Origin of the sequence: Nitratireductor sp. OM-1, assembly GCF_003296175.1 — a bacterium.
In the GTDB taxonomy this organism is placed as follows: domain Bacteria; phylum Pseudomonadota; class Alphaproteobacteria; order Rhizobiales; family Rhizobiaceae; genus Nitratireductor; species Nitratireductor aquimarinus.
Genome location: NZ_CP029209.1, coordinates 281400 through 297647 on the forward strand (window position 1 = coordinate 281400; position 16248 = coordinate 297647).

Here is a 16248-nt window from a genome sequence, read left to right on the forward strand (position 1 = left end):
ACAACCTTGCTTGCGGGAATCGACGCTGCTATCTCGTCGGCATGACAAATCTTGGCCTGAATAAAATTGAGCAGCAGCCCACCACCCTGCGAGACATGGTTCTTGAACGCCTGCGCGATGCGATAATCGACGGCGTGTTCAAGCCGGGCGACCGACTGGTTGAGCGCGTGCTCTGCGAGCAACTGGGCGTCAGCCGTACGGTGGTTCGAGAAACGCTGCGCTATCTCGATGCGGAAGGTCTGGTGGAGCATCTGCCCAATCGCGGGCCGATCGTCGCCAGGATGGACTGGGACGATGCACGGCAGATCTACGATATCAGGCTGAAGCTTGAAACGGCGGCTGCCGAGGCCTGCGCAAGGAACATGACACCGGATCTTGAGCGGCGTCTGCGCGAAGCGCTTGTCGATCTGGAAGCCGCTGCTGCAAAGGAAACACCCGGTGCGCTCTTCAAGGCCACGACGCGGTTTTATGCTCTCATCTTCGAGGGGGCAGGGCACAACATCGCCTGGGAAGTCGTGCAGCGCCTGAACGGCCGTATTTCCCGCCTGCGCGTGATGACGCTGACCAGCGAAAACAGAAAAGTGTCTGGCCCGACCCATATGCGCAACATCTGCGAAGCGATTGCTGCGCGCGACCCGGACGCGGCCCTGGCTGCCGTTGAAGCCCACCTGACGGACGCCACGTCCATCGCACAGAAACTCCTGGCCGGAGACAAGGAAAAATCATGAGCGCATTCGACGAAGACCTCTTCCTCAAGGGGCTGGAGAAACGAAAGTCCACGCTTGGGGCCGAGTATGTCGAAAGCAATCTGGCAAAGGCTGATGAATTCACACGCCCTTTTCAGGAAGCGATGACGGCCTGGTGCTGGGGCTTCGGCTGGGGCGATGAGGTCATCGACGCGAAAACGCGGTCGATGATGAACCTCTCGATGATTGGCGCGCTCGGCAAGATGCACGAGTGGGAATTGCACTGTCGTGGGGCCATTCGCAATGGCGTGACCCAGGACGAACTGCGCGCCATCATTCATGTGATCGGCATCTATTGCGGCGTGCCGCAGGCGCTGGAGTGCTTTCGCGCCGCGCGCAAGGTTCTGGAAGAGGTGGACGCGGAGTAGCAGGCCGATCACCGGCGGCGACTGCTCTGCCTTTTTAAGTGTGCTTTCACGGCTGGAAAGAAAACGGGCCGGTCTTGGACCGGCCCGGAAGCATCAATTGGCAATCGCGCCGATTTCCTTGAAGTAACGCTCCGCGCCGGGGTGCATCGGAACGGTCCGCTTCTGCGCTCCAAGCTCGACGGTCAGTCCCTTGAAGCTCGTGTTGCTCTCGCCGAGCGCCTGCAGGTTTTCCCAGAACGCCTTCGTGAATTCGTAGATCATGTCCTCGTCTGCTTCCGCGTCGGTGTAAATCACCTGCGCCAGACCGAAGGTGGACACAGGCTCATCCTGCCCGCGATAGGTGCCTGCGGGCACTTCGAACGGTACGAGGAGGTCGTAGTAGACTTCGTTGAGGCGTTCGATCACCTCGGGGTCGAGGTTCAGATAGCGCATCGGCACGGTGGACGAGAGCTGCTGTGCGTTTGCCAGCCCCACCTGGAAGACATGCATGCCGCCGTCGAAGACGCCATTGCGGATTTCATCGAAAACCTGCCCGGTGGAAACCGTTCCTGCCTTGATGTCGTCCGTGGAAAGGCCGGCTGCCTTGAGCAGCTCCAGATTCAGCCCGTAGGTGAAGCTCGACGGCGTGTTGAGGTTGATCGCATGTCCCTTGATGTCCTCAAGCGATGTGATCCCTGAATCTTCGCGCACAAAGACATTTTCCGGCACGACGCTGAAGATGAACAGCTGACGCAGGTTCTTGAACTCGTCCGCGATGGGGATGTTGGCGAAGTCATTGCGCTTGTTGTAGGCGAATTCCAGATCGATCAGCGTGTTGAGAGCGATGTCGAGTTCGCTGTTCAGCACCAGACCGAGATTGTCGCGGTAGCCGCCGGTGGTCTGGACGGACAGTTTGTACTTGTCCTGCGCGTTGTTGAACACTTCCGAGATGGTTGCGCCGTTGATGTAGGGGCCGGAGCCGGAGCTGCTGGTTCCGATGGAAAGTTGCTCCTGAGCCGAGGCGGCGGACGAAACCATGATCGAGGCGGCGGCAAAGAGTGCTGCATGCCGGATTTTGGACGGTATCTTGAACATTTACTTCTCCCTTTTGATTACGTGTTCTGGTGTTTTGCGCCGGTTGCCGGGGCGCTCTGGATTCCATCGAGCCTGGCGCGGCGCAGATAGATCAGGGCGACGACGGCGACGCCTGCGATGTCGGTGAGGTAGCCGGGGTTGATGAGCGAGATGGCCGCTGCCGCAAGCAATGCGCGTTCGATCCAGTTGATCCGTCCGGCGCACCAGCCCTGCACCGCGGCTGCCATGGCAAAGACGCCGATCGCAGCCGAGCAGGCCGAAAGCGCGACCGTCATGGCATCACCCTGAAGCAGCAGGGCCGGTGAGAACAGGAACATGAACGCGACAATGAAGCCCGGCAGCGAGTGAACGAATGCGGTGACTGCCGTGCTCCACCAGTTCGCGCGTGCAATGCCGGCAGCCACCACGGCCACGAGGGCCACCGGAGGTGTGGAGCCGGATTTGATCGCGAAGTAGAAGAGGAACAGATGCGCGCCGAGCAGCGGTGCGCCGGCGGCGGTCAGAGCCGGAGCCGTGAACATCGCCAGAAGCAGGTAGGCGATGGGCGTGGGCATTCCCATGCCGAGCAGCGTTGCCGCAACCACAGCGAGGATGGCGGTCATCAGCAGCGAGCCGTCGCTGACCGAGAGGATGATGTCGGCAATGCGCGGTCCAAGGCCCGTTGTCACGATTGCCGCCTGAAGAAGGCCGATTGAGACGATCAGGGCCGTGATCGCGGCCGCCTGGCGCGCGCCACTGTCGAACTGGTCGAGAATGGCCTGGAAAGGCATGCGCGAAACGCTTCGGGCGAGACCGCACACCATTGCGATGCCGATGGCGATGAGGCTGGCGTAAGACGGTGTGTAGGACTCGACGATCAGCAGATAGAAGAGCACGGCGGGCGCGACCAGAAGATGCCAGCCATCGGCAAAGCTCTGTCGCAGGCTGGGGATCTCGTCTTCCGGAATGCCTGCAAGGCCGGCCTTGCGCGCCTCGAAATGCACCACGCAGTAGAGCGAGAGATAGTAGAGAACGGCGGGCAGAATGGCGGCAACTGCAATCGTTGCGTAGGGGATGCCGGTGAGCTGCGCCATGATGAAAGCGGCCGCGCCCAGAATTGGCGGAACGAGCTGTGCGCCTTCCGAGGTGTTGGTTTCCACGGCGGCTGCCACATGCGGCCGGAAGCCGGTGCGGATCATCAGCGGGATCGTGAACGTTCCCGTGGTGACGACGTTGCCGACAGAGCTTCCCACCATGGTGCCGAGACCGGCGCTGGCGACCATCGCGCTCTTGGCCGCGCCGCCGACCTGCCGGCCGGTGGTGGCGTTTGCGACCTTCATGATGAAGTCGCCCGTGCGCGTTGCCTGCAGGGCCGAACCCAGCATCATGAACATGAACAGATAGGATGCCGCGACGCTCAGGCCGGTGCCGAAAAAGCCTTCGGTGGTATAGGCGGTCAGGTAGATGATCCGCTTGAGGTCCATGCCCGCATGCTGCATGACGCCGGGAAAGTAGGACCCGTAGAGCATGTAGACGACACCGAACACGCCAAGTGCGAACAGTATGGTGGAGTGCCGGCGCGCGGCCTCCAGCGAAATGACGATGATCGCGACGCCGATGGCGACATCCGTGCCTGTGAGGTAGCTGGAGCCCCAGAGATTGATCAGGCGTTCGAAATTGACGATCACATAGCCCATGGTCACGATGGTGGCCGCGGCAAATGTGGCGTCCAGGCCCCATTGAACGCTTCGCATGACCTGCTGATCGGACCGCGTCCGGTCAAGGAAGGCGATGCAGAGCATGGCGCAGGCAAACAGCGCGAGGTGAACGATGGTTGTCTTGTACGGTCCGAAAAGCGTCGCGTATGCCATATATGCGAATATGAGCATCCCGACCGCTGTCAGCACCCAGTCGACGCCGGAGCGACGCTCTCGCGTGGGTTCTGTCATTTCAACTGATCTCCTTGTGGGGTGGAGCCCTGTGGCGCCTTTTTCAGGTGGCGCAGGGCCGCGTCACACGCTGCAGCGACGTGGACGAAACTTGCTTTTTCGGCGGCGGCGGTGTCGCGGGCAATCAGGGCAGAAGCGATTGCCTGCATCTCCGAATGGCTTGCGTCATGACGTTCCGGGTCGGACATGGACTGCGTCCGCAGAAAGTAGACGCGTTCGATGATCGCGTTCAGGGAACGCTGGATTTCCCCGTTTCCGGACCCTTCGATCATGATGTCATAGAATGTCGTGGTCGCTTCCCTGATCGCTGCGAGTTCGCCGGCTCTGAAGGCATTCTTCAGCCTCTCGGCGGCCCCGGCGATGTCGTTGATCGTGTCACTGGAGGCGCGCTGGGTGAAAAGCCGCGCCGCCAGAGCTTCCAGGCTGGCGCGTACTTCGTAGATGTCCCGGATCTCGCGTGCGCTCATCAGAACGACAATTAGATTGTTGTTGGCGTCGCGACCGACCAGCCCTTTCTCTTCAAGCCGGGCGAGGGCCTCGCGAACAATGGTCCGGCTCACGCCGGTTGCTTCGCAGAGTTCGCGTTCGACGATCTTCTGGCCGGGAGCGAGCTTCCCATCAAGGATTGCACCCTGAATGGTGTCCTGAACCCGCGACCGCAATGTCGGCGTGGTCCGGTCGATGCGCAGCATCTCCATAGTGTGAACGCTCATCAGCCACCTCCCATGCCTGAGACCCGTCGTCTGTTCCTGCCCAAAGCGGGCGGGCCAGCGAATGCCTCGCCGCCTGAACATCGGTATACAATAATACCGTATTACAGAATACTCAACCCGTTTTCTGTTTCGGGGCGGAATCCGGGCGCAGGAGTGGCTAAAGCGGCTCGCCGATGGCCCGAATGTCGTCCGCATCGTTGAAGCAATGCGAGGTTTGCTGCTCGTTAAGGGAGAAAATCAGTCGTTTGTCCGCTCAACCGAGCTGATCGAACGCAAGGCCGCATCAAAGGAGCAGGCCGAAATCTGGTCTAGGGTGATCCAAAGACGGGGCGCTCAGGCGTGGCGGAGAAGAGCTCCGAGTGTCGCTGGCTTTGAACCTTGATGGTCAAAAGCGTTTGACGCCGGTCGATGGAGGCAGTTGCCGACATAGCCCACGGCGCGGTTTCGCGCGGGATCCCGGAAGAACGGGGGTGGAGAGCTGAGTGGCGCTCGCAATAGCCTCTGCGCTGCCCGATTTTCCAATCGAGGGGAGCCGCAAGGCGTACCATGATCTGAATATAGGAAGATGGTCGGGCGGCCTGTCAGCCGCATAAGTTTGCAGGCCCGCAATCGTGACGGTTTCAAGCAGTCACGATTGCGGGCTTTTGCAAGGTTGGTTGCTAGGATTCCTGCGCCTTCCTGGCGACAGAGGCGTGCCAGGGGGTCAGCCAGCCGCGCAGTTGAGCGATCAGCGTGTAGAGCGTCAGTCCAATCAGCGTCAGAAGCACGATCACGGCGAAAAGGCCCGGGACCTGCAACTCCTGCAACATGGCGACGGCGAGATAGCCGAGGCCTTCATTGCCACCGATGAACTCGCCGACGATGGCGCCGATCATCGACATCACCACGGCCACTTCCATGCCGGCCAGAACCACGGGCAACGCGGTGGGCAGGTCGAGCATTGTGAAGCGCTGTAGCGGGTTTGCCTGCAGCATGACGAACACGTCGCGGTCGCCCGGCTCAACGGAACGGAACGCGATCAGCGAGTTCGAGAAGACCGGGAAGAATGACAAAGCTGCGGCAATGACGATCTTCGATTCCAGCCCAAAGCCAAACCACAGGATGAAGAGCGGTGCGAGCGCGATTTTTGGAATGAGCTGCAGGCACACAATGAAGGGCTTGAACGCCCATTCAAGCATCTGCACCCGAGCCATTGCCATGCCAAGCGTGATGCCGAGAAGGACGGCGATCAGAAAGCCGGAGACAGCCTCGATCACGGTGACAAGCGCATGACGCCAGACCTCGGCGTCGCTCACCAGTTCGATAAAGGCGACGACGATCTGATACGGCGTCGGCAGGATGAAGGCAGAGACATCGGCAGTGTGCACATACACTGTCCACGCGATCAGGAAGGCTGCAACGGTTGCTGTCGGAAGCGCTATGCGGATGAAACGATCTGTGCCCATCAGTGGCCTCCTGTCAGGCTGGCGCGAAGATGCACGAGCATGTCCTGGAATTCGGGTTTGCGTTGCAGATCAAGCGTGCGGGGGCGCTCGAAAGGCATCTCGATGACCTCGGTAATGCGGGCCGGTCGGGCGGCGAGCACCACAACGCGGTCCGACAGGAAGGCGGCCTCGGTGATCGAGTGCGTAACGAGGATGGTCGTGACATGCGCCTTCGCGCAGACCGACATCAGCTCCATGTTCAGCGTGTCACGTGTCATCGCGTCGAGTGCGCCGAAGGGCTCGTCGAGCAGCAGAACCTGAGGTTCGGTGATCAGGGCGCGCGCCAGCGAGGCGCGCTGGCGCATGCCGCCGGAAAGTGCAGAAGGCCGCGCTTTCTCGAAACCCTTGAGGCCCACGGTCTCGCAGAGCGCATGGGCCCGCTCCTCCCGTTCCGCCTTCCTTACCCCGCGAAGGCGCAGGGGCAGGGCGACATTTTCTGCAACGGTGAACCAGGGGAACAGACGCGCCTCCTGGAACATCATGGAGACGGGGCGCGTGGCTTCAACGGATCGTTTGCCGCCTTCCCAGACGGAGCGATCCCGCACGATGATCTCACCCTCGCTCGGCTTTTCAAGACCGGCGATGATGCGCAAAAGGGTGGTCTTGCCGCAGCCTGACGGTCCGAGCAGCGAAATGAAGTCGCCGCGCTGCATGTCGAGCGTTGCATCGCCAATGGCGCGGACGGCGTTCTCGCCCTGACCAAAGGTCTTGCCGACACCCACAATGCGGATGTCGGCCGGGTTGTCCATTTTCATGCTTTCAGGGCCTGATCGAGTAGGTCGTTCGTGTAGAGTTCGGTCGCGGGAACAGCTTTGTCGATGAGCTTGGCGCCAGCAAGCAGATCAACGGCGCTCTCCCAGAGCTCGGGGATGTTGCGGAGGATATTGTCTTCGCCCTTTGAAGCCCAGTTTTCCGCGTTGGTGCGGAGGTCTTTCTGCGCCGTTTCCAGATTTTTGAGGCCAGAGACGTCGTGTTTCTCGCCAATGATCTTGAGAATTGGCAGAAGGTCTTCCGTGGTGACGATTTCCTTGGCCGCGCGGTGCGTAGCGCGCAGGAAGGAGACGAACTTTTCAGGGTTTGCGGCAATCATGTCAGGGCGGGCGACATAGACCTGACCCGGCATACCGTCATCGATCGGCATGACCGAGACATCGTCGCGCGCTGCGCTGGCAATGATCATGGAAGAGGTGTTGCCGATGAAAGCGCCGGCGCGGCCGGCCTCGATCAGCGCGAAGGATGCAGCGGAATCGGCGACCTTGACCTTGTCGACCTTGTCCGGCGAAGCACCGGCCCTGGACATCATCAGGTCGAGCGTGCCCTCCATGGAGCCTCCCAGCGTCGCCATGCCCACCGTGCGACCTTCCAGGTCGGCCATGGTCTTCACTGGATTTTCCTTCGAGGAAAGCAGGAAGAACGGGGAGCGCTGGGCGATGGTGGCGATCGAGATCAGCGGCGCGTCGTTGTTGATGCGTGAGACGATGTAGTTGGTGCCGCCGGTGCGGCCGGAATCCATTTGCTTGGCAATGGTCATCTGCGCCGCAAGGGCCGCGCCCTTGCCAGCCTGCAGGTTCATCGCCAGCCCTTCGTCGGCGTAATAGCCGGCGGCATCCGCATAGATGACCGGCGCGAAGGCCAGTGACAGCGTGAAGGGTGTGATGAAACTAAACGTTTCTTCTGCCTGCCCCTTGATCGGGAATGATAGCATGGCTGCGCTGCTCATCGCTCCCAGCATCAGGTTTCGTCTCGTCAGTTTCACGCGGCTTACCTCCCTGTTCAAATATGAACTCAGTGTTCAATCAAATCTAAGCGCAAATTGCCGGCTATGGCAAGAGCGGTTTGTCTAGCCGGATAATCAGATCCCTCCTGTCTTCAGACGTCAGTGAGTTCGGCAGTCGGAGTTTTCGGAAGACCGCCTAAAAGGCGGGTGATGGCGTCGGCCGTGCGCACCACTTCGCGCCGAACACTGGCGTCGATGCTGTCAATGCGGTCGGCGGAGGCCGCCTGGGTGGCGTTGATGGCGGCAACGACATTGCCTTCGATGTCGCGCACCGGCGCTGCGATGCTTGCGATCCCGGTTTCGAAATTGCCGATCTGAACAATGGAGCGCGCATTCCGGTCGCGTTTCCATTGTGCGCTCACCTCGCCCAGGCTGCGCGGTGTTTGCCCTGGCGCGTTCTGATAGGTCTCGTCACGGAAGAGGCGGAACAATTCATCCTCGCTGAGATCGGCCAGCAGGACGCGGCCCATTGTGGTGCCGGCGGCAGGCAGGCGGCTGCCGACGTGAACGATACTGGCAAGGCCCATATGGCTCGGAACGCGCAGCATGTAGAGCACGAAGCGACCATCGCGCACACCCAGATGAGCCGACCAGTCGGTCTCATCTCGAAGTTTTTCGAGTTCGGGCAGTGCGACTTCCACCAGTTCGCGCGTCGCCAGGTAACCATAGCCGAGCCGCAGAACGGCAGGTCCCAGCGCGTATCGCGAGGTTTGCTGGTTGTGCAGAAGATATCCCTGTTGTGCCAGCGTGTAGACCGTCCGGAAGGCTGCCGAGCGGGTCGTCCCCAATCTGCGCGCGATGTCCGAAAGCGTCATCTCCCGGTTGTCCGGTGTGAAGGACTGCAGCACCTGCAGGCCGCGGATCAGCCCGGGGACGATGTATTTGTCATCGGAGGGTGGAGCGGGAGAGGAAGGCGAAGATGTTTTGTCCATAAAACACTGTCTAGCAGGTAAAACGCCCTTGATCTAGCGTCCGGCCAACTCAGGAGAGAGGAATAACGATGACGATACATACGACCGCCGCTTCAGCTCTTGCCCAGGACCTTGCCGCGCATACGGGCCGTTTCACCGACAAGACCTTTGACTGGAACGCTTTTCCGTCGAATGCCGGGTTCGACGATCTGGCCCGTGCGCAGATGCGCTATATCGGCGCTGGCGGATCGCCGAAGGTTGGCGACACGTCCACCCTGAAGCCCGATCACTTCACGCTGAGCCTGATCCACAAGGAGCCTGGCAAATACGCCGCCTGCCATAGCCATGAGATCGAAGAGAGCTTCCTCATCATCGATGGCGTTCTGGTCGTTGGCTGGGAGCGTGACGGTGAAGTGGTCGAGGTCAAGCTTGGCGCGAAGGACATGATCCTCAATGCCCGCGAGATCGGTCATGGTTTCCGCAACGATGGCGTGACGCCGGTGCTGATGTCGATCTCTGTCGATGTGGGCAAGCCGCTGCCGCCTGTCTATCACTACCACCCGAAGGAGCATCCGGCGGAACTGGCGCGCAGCTTTGGCGCAGAGCCGGGCAAGACGCTGCCTTTCGACCGTAATGGCAGCCACCCGTTGCAGCAGCTGATGGCGCAGTATGTTGTGCGTCACAACGAACTGCCGACGATCTGGGAAGAGGCTGGTTTCACCCGCAAGGTCTATGTGGGTGAGGGTGGCATTGCTCACGACACCTGCCGCAAGGAGATGCTGGGCATTCCTTCACAGGTCGGCATCAAGCCGATCGTCCGTGACGTCGAAGACGCCTATCTCGTTCTCGAGGGATCGCTCATCGTCGGCTGGGAAGAGAATGGCGAGACCGTCGAGGTGGAGCTCGGACTGCGCGATCTGGTCAAGACGCCGGCCGGTCGCAAGCACTGGTTCCGCAACAATTCCGCAGCGCCAGCAACGGTCTGGTCGGTCATCGGCTCGTCCGAGCCCGACGGGATTGTCTACGAAGCGGCATAGTCTGGTTCGTATCCATGAAAATGCGCCCCTGGCTTTGGTAAGTCAGGGGCGCAGTCATTTCTGCTTCGCTTAAGCTACCTGCATTGGTTGACCGCCCTCAAGCTGCTTCGGCAAGCTCCGTCGCCCAGGCATTGTAGCCATAAACCCAGTCGGCATTGGTGCCCTGTTTCAGCCAGTCATTGGCGAGAGATCCCCGCTGGACTTCGGCGGTGCGCGGGATGCGGGCGGTTTCATAGCGCTTCAGCGCCTCCGGTACGGAAGCCGGCGTGACGCCATCGAGTGCACGAGCCAGAACGACAGCGTCTTCAATGGCCATGCATGCGCCCTGCGCCATGAACGGCACCATGGGGTGCGCCGCATCGCCCAGAAGCGTGATTGCTCCACTGGACCAGCGCTCCATCGGTTCGCGCACATGCAGCGCGGAGCGGGTGACCGTTTCGCAGGCATCTAGCAGGGCGCGGGCTTCGGGGTGGAAATCGGCGTAGGCCGCCCGCAACGCGTCGATGTCGCCCGGCAGGGTCCAGCCTTCCTCGGTCCAGTCTTCCTGCGGCGTCGTGGCAAAGACGAATATCTCGGTGCCAAGATTGAGCGGGAAGGTGACGATCTGGTGTGCAGGCGTCGGGCCCCACCATTTGGTGAATGAATCGAGATTGGGAATGCCGTCACCGCGCTCGCGCGGGAAAACGGCGCGGTAGGACACCAGGCCGGTGAAGCGCGGGTGATCCTCGCCGAAGAGGGAATGGCGCACAGCCGAGTGGATGCCGTCCGCGCCGATCAAAACGTCAGCTTCAAATCGTGTTCCATCGGAGAGAATGGCGACTGCTCCGCTGTCCGTCTGCTCGGCTGCGGTGACCTCGGTGGCGAAGCGGATCGTTTTTTCCGCCAGTGCGTTTTCGAGTGCGGTCAGCAGGTCAGCGCGGTGAATGGTCAATTGCGGCGCGCCGTAACGTTCCTCCGCTGCCGTGCTCATGGGCAGGCGCGAAGTCTCTTCGCCAGTATCCCAGGTTCTGCTGATGCGGTATTCAGGGCGTGCTGCGGTTCTGCGCAGCAGGTCGCCGATCCCCAGCCCGTCCAGTGCGTGCACCGCATTGGGGGTGAGATTGACGTCGGCGCCGATGCGACCGAAGGCGCGGGCGCGCTCGAAAATCGTGACGTCGTGCCCCTGTTTCTGCAGCGCGATCGCCGTTGCCATTCCGCCGACGCCACCGCCGGCTATGCCGATCTTCATTCAACTCACTCCCGATTTGTTCAAATAAGAACGTATAGTTCAAAAAATAACGATATTGTGTGCAGTGGACACTGTCAACGCGCTCCTGTCGGCCGATGGGGTGATCCTTTCGTGCCTGCTCCCACACATGATCCGGCGTCTGCTGATGTCCACAGGAGGCCCCGGAAAGGGGCGGTTGACAAGCCGGCCGGGATTCGACATTCTAAATTTGAACAATATGTTCTTATTTGAACATCGGTTGGGAGGAACAGATGGACGCCTTTAAAGACCGCCTGTCGCAGCGCGCCTTCGACACTGGGCGTCCCGGGCTGGAGCATCAGTGCCGCGGGCGTGAACTGGATGAGCGCGAAGTCGCATTCGCCGACGCCCTGATGACGATTTACGCCACGGGTGAGCACGATTTTTCAGCCGTTGCGCGGCAACTGACCGAAAAGGGTGTCGTTGCGCCGCGCTCTGGCCGGTCCGACTGGACTGAGGCGCTGCTTTCAGAAGAGCTGGTGGCGACGAACAAAGAACTCGACGCTGCATACGAGGCGCATGGCTATGGCGCTTGAGTTTCGCTCGGTCACAAAAGAGTTCACCACTGGAACCGGGCAGAACCTCGTCGCCGTCAACGACATCAACTTCCGGGTCGATGAAGGCGAGTTCGTCTCTGTGGTCGGCCCGTCAGGTTGCGGCAAGAGCACAATCCTGAGCATGACGGCCGGCCTTTACCAGCCAACGCGCGGTGAAGTTCTGGTCAGCGACGAGCTCGTCGGCGGTCCCAATGCACATGTTGGTTTCATGTTGCAGAAGGATCTGCTTCTGCCCTGGCGCGATATCGTTTCGAATGTCGAGTTTGGGCTGGAAGCGCGCGGTGTCGCCAGATCGGAACGCCGGGACCGGGCGATGGCGGAGCTGAAACGCTGTCATCTGGCAGGGTTCGAGAAGCACTATCCCTATCAGCTCTCCGGCGGCATGCGCCAGCGTGCGGCGCTCGCGCGGACACTGGCGATCAAGCCGGAAATTGTCCTGCTCGACGAACCATTCTCCGCGCTTGATGCGCAGACAAAGCTGCTGCTGCAAAACAGCTTTGCCGGAACGATTTCTGAAACTGGCAAGACAACGCTGCTGATTACCCATGATCTGGCTGAGGCGGTTCTTATGTCAGACCGCATTCTGGTTCTTTCCGAAAGACCGGGCAGCGTGGTGGCCGAGATCAAGGTTGATTTGCCGTATCGCGAGGAGCCGCTGCGACGCCGGGTGATGCCGGAAGTCAGCGAGTATGCGGCGCAGATATTCAAACATCTGAAGCTGGAAGAAAAAGCCATCTGACTGGCCGGAAACAAAGGGGAATTCTGATGAGACGCATGCTTAAATCGGCTCTCGCCGCTGTTATTCTGACGGCCACTGCCAGCACCGCAATCGCCGCCGAAAAGGTGACATATCTGTTCCCGGCGCCTGATTTTCTGCCCGCGTTTGCGCCATTCCAGCTTGCCAAGAGCAAGGGGTATTTCGGTGACGCCGGCCTCGACGTTACGTTCCAGGTGGGCAAGGGCGGCGCCGATGTGGCGACGCAGGTGGCTGTCGGTAACGCCGATCTCGGCGGCGGCATCGGCGATACGCCGATTATCGTTCGCGCCAACGGTCTCGACATTCGTGGTGTGGCTCTGCTCGGCGGACGCGGCCTGACGCAGCTTGCTTGGCGCAAGGACAGCGGCATCACCGGCCCTGCCGACCTCAAGGGCAAGTCGATCGGTGTTCTCGCCTTCCAGGACACGACTTACTACAATCTTCTGGGCGTTCTGGCTTCTGCTGAACTGAGCAAGGCCGATGCCGACATTCAGGCGGTCGGCCCCGGCGGCATCATTCAGTTGACCATTGCCGGAAATCTGCAGGCCATGTCGGGTGTGCCGGAATGGATTGCCGCCATCGAGGCTGCCGGCGTCGAGATGGAACAGATGCCGGTCGATGAGGTCTTCCCCGCCATGGCGCAGGCCATCATCGCTTCCGACAAGACCATCGAAGAGCGTCCCGAGGTTGTGCGCGGTTTCGTCGGCGCGGTGCTCAAGGCGGTTGCCGATATCTCTGCCGATCCGGCGCAGTCCGCCAAGGACTATGTCGCCGCCGTTCCGCAGCATGCAGGCAAGGAAGCCGAGATCGAGGGCATCCTGCGCTCCTACGCGACACTGGTTTATCCTGAAGGTGAAAATCAGCCTCTCGGCGCATTCGATCCGGAACGTATCGGTAAAGTGCAGGCGTTCTATGTCGACAGCGGCATTGTCCAGACCGCCGTCCCGATTGAAGACCTCTACACGAATGATTTCGTCCAATGACAGAGGTCAGTTCGATGGAGACCGGGGCGAAAGCCCCGGCCAAGGTGGCAAAGCCCCTCATGAAGACGCAGAGCAGCACATTTCTTGCCAGCATGGCGCTTCTCGTTCTCGTGCTGTTGGCGTGGCAGTTCCTGCCGCCGGCGCTCGGGGTGCCGAAGTTCATCATTCCGACGGTGACAGACTGCCTGAGCGAGATGAAGCGCATGCTGCTTCAGGAAGGGCTGGTGGGGCACACGCTCTCAACGGCGCTCTACACGGTGCTCGGCTTTGTCATCGGGAGTCTGCTTGGCGCGGTGATCGGCTATCTGCTCGGAATGTCCGAGTTCTGGGAGAAGGTGCTTTCGCCCTACATCCTCGCGCTGCAGATCGCTCCGAAAGTGGCGTTCGCTCCGCTCTTCATCATGTGGTTCGGCTACAACGCCATGCCGAAACTGCTGGTGACGGTTCTGATCGTATTCTTCCCGGTGCTGGTCAACGTGTTGCAGGCAATGCGCACGGTCGACCGTGATCTGGTCAATCTGGCGCGCGCCTACAATCTTTCCCGCTGGGGAATTTTCATGAAGGTCGAGATGCCGTCCACCCTGCCGAACCTGATGGCCGGGCTTAGGATTGCGTCCACCCTCGCGGTGATCGGCGTGACGGTCGGCGAACTGGTCGGTGGAAACACGGGCCTTGGCTTTCTGATTTCCTACGGTGGCGGACAGGCGAATGCGGCGATGGTTTTCAATTCCATCGTGCTGCTCACCGTGATCGGTTTCCTGCTCTACGCGGTGCTCGTGCGGATCGAGGATCGGGTGCTGCACTATTTGCCGAGAGCCCAGCACTAGGCGCTTCCAACAATCATCACCGCCGGAAGCGGGAGGCTTTCGGAAATCCATGACGGAGACGGACATGACAGGCATCGACAAGAAATCGCTGATCGAGGAGCGCGTGAACTCCGGTCTGCGTGGCCAGTGGTATCCGGTGGCCAAATCGGTTGAGATCAAGGCGAGCAGGCCTTACGGCACGCGCTTGCTTGGTGACAAGATCGTTCTGTGGCGCGATGCCGAGAACCGGCTGCGCTGCGTCGAGGACTTCTGCCCGCATCGGGGCGCGCCGCTGTCCTATGGCGAGATCCATGAGGGGAACGTCAGTTGCCGCTATCACGGCGTCGTCGTCAATGGCGACGGTGTGGTGGTGCGGGTGCCGGCGATGCCGGAATGCGCACTGGAGGGGCGCAAGGCGCTGAAGTCTTTCGAGGTCGCGGAAGCCGGCAATGCAGTGTTTGTCTACGTGCCGTCGATCGAGGAGCCGGAAGCGCCGCCGCTGGCGCTGCCGAAAGAGCTGACGAGTGACGACTGGACGGGTTTTCTGTGCACCGGCGAGTGGCAGGCCAATTATCGCTATGCGCTCGATAATCTCGCCGACCCGATGCATGGCTGCTACCTGCATGCGGAGAGCTTCACCCTGGCCTTCGGTTCCAAGCAGGACCTGATGAAGCTCGACAAGACCGATGCCGGTTTCCGGGTCAGCCGGGTGGGACAGGTGGGGGAGAACTTCGACTGGACCGAATTCGAGGTGCATCCCGGTTCGATGTTCTGCTTCCTGGAGATTCCGTATCCGCCGGCCGCAGGGCCGGGTGGCGTCTTCCGCATCATCGGTTTTGTGACCCCGCTCGACGCCAACAGCTGCAAGGTCTTCTTCTGGCGCATGCGGCAGGTCTCGGGTCTGGCGCGTGAGAGCTGGCGCTTTCTCTATCGGGCCCGGCTGGAAAAGACCCACTGGGATGTGCTCGAGCAGGACCGGGTCATGCTGGAGGGCATGCCCGATGACGCGCGCAAGCGCGAAATGCTCTACCAGCACGATCTCGGTGTTTCCCGCGTCAGGCAGATCCTGACGCGCGCCGCCAAGAGCCAGGTCGAGGCCGAGATGGCGGCCGAATGATGCTTGAGGGACGCACAATACTCGTCACCGGGGCCGCGCGCGGCCTTGGTGCGGAGATTGCCAGATGCCTGGCGCGAAAGGGTGCAAACCTCGTGCTCGCGGATATCGCTGAGGAAGAGGGGCGGGGAATCGCGGAAGAAACAGGCGCGCGCTTCATCGCGCTTGATCTCGGCGAACCAGCCTCGGTCGAGGCCGCAGCCAAGGTGTTGGAGGAGGTGTGCGCGGGCACTTTGCATGGCCTCGTCAACAACGGCGCGATAGCGACGGGCATTGGCGGGATACCGTTCGACGAGATCGACATCGACAGCTGGGACCGGGTGATGCGGGTCAATGTGCGCGGCACGTGGCTGATGACACGTGCGGTGACGCCGCTTCTGAAAGCGTCGGGATCCGGGCGTATCGTGAATGTGGCGTCGGATACGGCTTTGTGGGGCGCGCCGCGCCTGATGTCCTATGTGGCGAGCAAGGGAGCGCTGATGTCGATGACACGCTCGCTGGCGCGCGAACTGGGGCCCGACCGTATCGGTGTGACAGCCGTCGCTCCAGGTATTCTGACAACGGAATCGACCGACTATGTGCCGGAGGCTCGTCACAGGCTCTACGCCGAAGGGCGGGCAGTGCCCGGAGAACAGGCCCCGGACGAGATCACCGACGCCATCGCCTTTCTGCTGAGCGAGGGAGCACTCGCGCTGACCGGGCAGGTTCTGCCGGTCAACAATGGTTTTGTCTTCAATTGAGGCGGTC

The 16248-nt window shown here is 61.0% G+C and carries 17 protein-coding genes; 9 read left to right on the top strand and 8 right to left on the bottom strand.

Going from position 1 to position 16248, the window contains the following annotated elements; translation table 11 throughout:
* The first annotated feature begins 95 nt into the window (after positions 1-95).
* Complete coding sequence (locus DEJ54_RS20365; RefSeq protein ID WP_236042305.1) at positions 96-728, top strand: GntR family transcriptional regulator; 633 nt, start codon at positions 96-98, stop codon at positions 726-728.
* On the top strand, positions 725-1114 hold the full coding sequence (locus DEJ54_RS20370) for a carboxymuconolactone decarboxylase family protein (RefSeq protein ID WP_113156600.1): 390 nt from the start codon (positions 725-727) through the stop codon (positions 1112-1114). Before DEJ54_RS20365 ends, DEJ54_RS20370 begins: the two co-directional genes overlap by 4 nt.
* Positions 1115-1207: 93 nt before the next feature.
* Here DEJ54_RS20370 and DEJ54_RS20375 read toward each other — a convergent pair whose 3' ends face one another.
* The 7 genes from DEJ54_RS20375 to DEJ54_RS20405 all read right to left on the bottom strand — a co-directional run bounded on the left by DEJ54_RS20375 (position 1208) and on the right by DEJ54_RS20405 (position 9022).
* Complete coding sequence (locus DEJ54_RS20375) at positions 1208-2188, bottom strand: TAXI family TRAP transporter solute-binding subunit (protein WP_113156601.1); 981 nt, start codon at positions 2186-2188, stop codon at positions 1208-1210.
* Between the two features lie 17 nt (positions 2189-2205).
* Positions 2206-4116, bottom strand: a complete 1911-nt coding sequence (locus tag DEJ54_RS20380; protein ID WP_113156602.1) for a TRAP transporter fused permease subunit — start codon at positions 4114-4116, stop codon at positions 2206-2208.
* Entirely contained in the window at positions 4113-4829 is a 717-nt protein-coding gene (locus tag DEJ54_RS20385) for a GntR family transcriptional regulator (protein ID WP_162742413.1), read from the bottom strand. The genes DEJ54_RS20380 and DEJ54_RS20385 overlap by 4 nt, the downstream gene beginning before the upstream one ends.
* A 659-nt stretch (positions 4830-5488) precedes the next feature.
* Positions 5489-6274 carry an ABC transporter permease gene (locus DEJ54_RS20390; protein WP_113156604.1) on the bottom strand — a complete coding sequence of 262 codons (786 nt, stop codon included), beginning with the start codon at positions 6272-6274 and terminating at the stop codon, positions 5489-5491.
* Positions 6274-7068, bottom strand: a complete 795-nt coding sequence (locus DEJ54_RS20395; protein WP_113156605.1) for an ABC transporter ATP-binding protein — start codon at positions 7066-7068, stop codon at positions 6274-6276. Before DEJ54_RS20395 ends, DEJ54_RS20390 begins: the two co-directional genes overlap by 1 nt.
* A complete protein-coding gene (locus DEJ54_RS20400; protein ID WP_224873233.1) occupies positions 7065-8069 on the bottom strand; it encodes an ABC transporter substrate-binding protein in 1005 nt (334 codons plus the stop codon). The genes DEJ54_RS20395 and DEJ54_RS20400 overlap by 4 nt, the downstream gene beginning before the upstream one ends.
* Before the next feature lie 113 nt (positions 8070-8182).
* Positions 8183-9022, bottom strand: a complete 840-nt coding sequence (locus tag DEJ54_RS20405) for an IclR family transcriptional regulator (protein WP_113156606.1) — start codon at positions 9020-9022, stop codon at positions 8183-8185.
* 68 nt (positions 9023-9090) lie between these two features.
* On the opposite strand from DEJ54_RS20405, the gene DEJ54_RS20410 reads away from it, so the two are divergent.
* On the top strand, positions 9091-10038 hold the full coding sequence (locus DEJ54_RS20410) for a cupin domain-containing protein (RefSeq protein WP_113156607.1): 948 nt from the start codon (positions 9091-9093) through the stop codon (positions 10036-10038).
* 97 nt (positions 10039-10135) lie between these two features.
* On the opposite strand, the gene DEJ54_RS20415 is transcribed toward DEJ54_RS20410, so the two are convergent.
* Positions 10136-11266, bottom strand: a complete 1131-nt coding sequence (locus DEJ54_RS20415; protein ID WP_113156608.1) for an FAD-dependent monooxygenase — start codon at positions 11264-11266, stop codon at positions 10136-10138.
* Between the two features lie 251 nt (positions 11267-11517).
* Between DEJ54_RS20415 and DEJ54_RS20420 the strand changes: the two genes are divergently transcribed.
* From DEJ54_RS20420 to DEJ54_RS20445, 6 genes are all read left to right on the top strand, one after another.
* Positions 11518-11820, top strand: a complete 303-nt coding sequence (locus DEJ54_RS20420; protein ID WP_113156609.1) for a recombinase-like helix-turn-helix domain-containing protein — start codon at positions 11518-11520, stop codon at positions 11818-11820.
* Positions 11810-12580, top strand: coding sequence for an ABC transporter ATP-binding protein (locus DEJ54_RS20425; RefSeq protein WP_113156610.1), 771 nt, complete (start codon positions 11810-11812; stop codon positions 12578-12580). The genes DEJ54_RS20420 and DEJ54_RS20425 overlap by 11 nt, the downstream gene beginning before the upstream one ends.
* A 26-nt stretch (positions 12581-12606) precedes the next feature.
* Complete coding sequence (locus tag DEJ54_RS20430; protein ID WP_113156611.1) at positions 12607-13581, top strand: ABC transporter substrate-binding protein; 975 nt, start codon at positions 12607-12609, stop codon at positions 13579-13581.
* 59 nt (positions 13582-13640) lie between these two features.
* Positions 13641-14408 (top strand): ABC transporter permease, encoded by a 768-nt coding sequence (locus DEJ54_RS20435; protein WP_204360928.1) that lies wholly within the window; start codon positions 13641-13643, stop codon positions 14406-14408.
* Positions 14409-14472: 64 nt separating this feature from the next.
* Complete coding sequence (locus DEJ54_RS20440) at positions 14473-15504, top strand: Rieske 2Fe-2S domain-containing protein (RefSeq protein ID WP_113157115.1); 1032 nt, start codon at positions 14473-14475, stop codon at positions 15502-15504.
* Positions 15504-16241: an SDR family oxidoreductase gene (locus DEJ54_RS20445; RefSeq protein ID WP_113156612.1), complete on the top strand. Its 738-nt coding sequence runs from the start codon at positions 15504-15506 to the stop codon at positions 16239-16241. Before DEJ54_RS20440 ends, DEJ54_RS20445 begins: the two co-directional genes overlap by 1 nt.
* Positions 16242-16248: the final 7 nt, after the last annotated feature.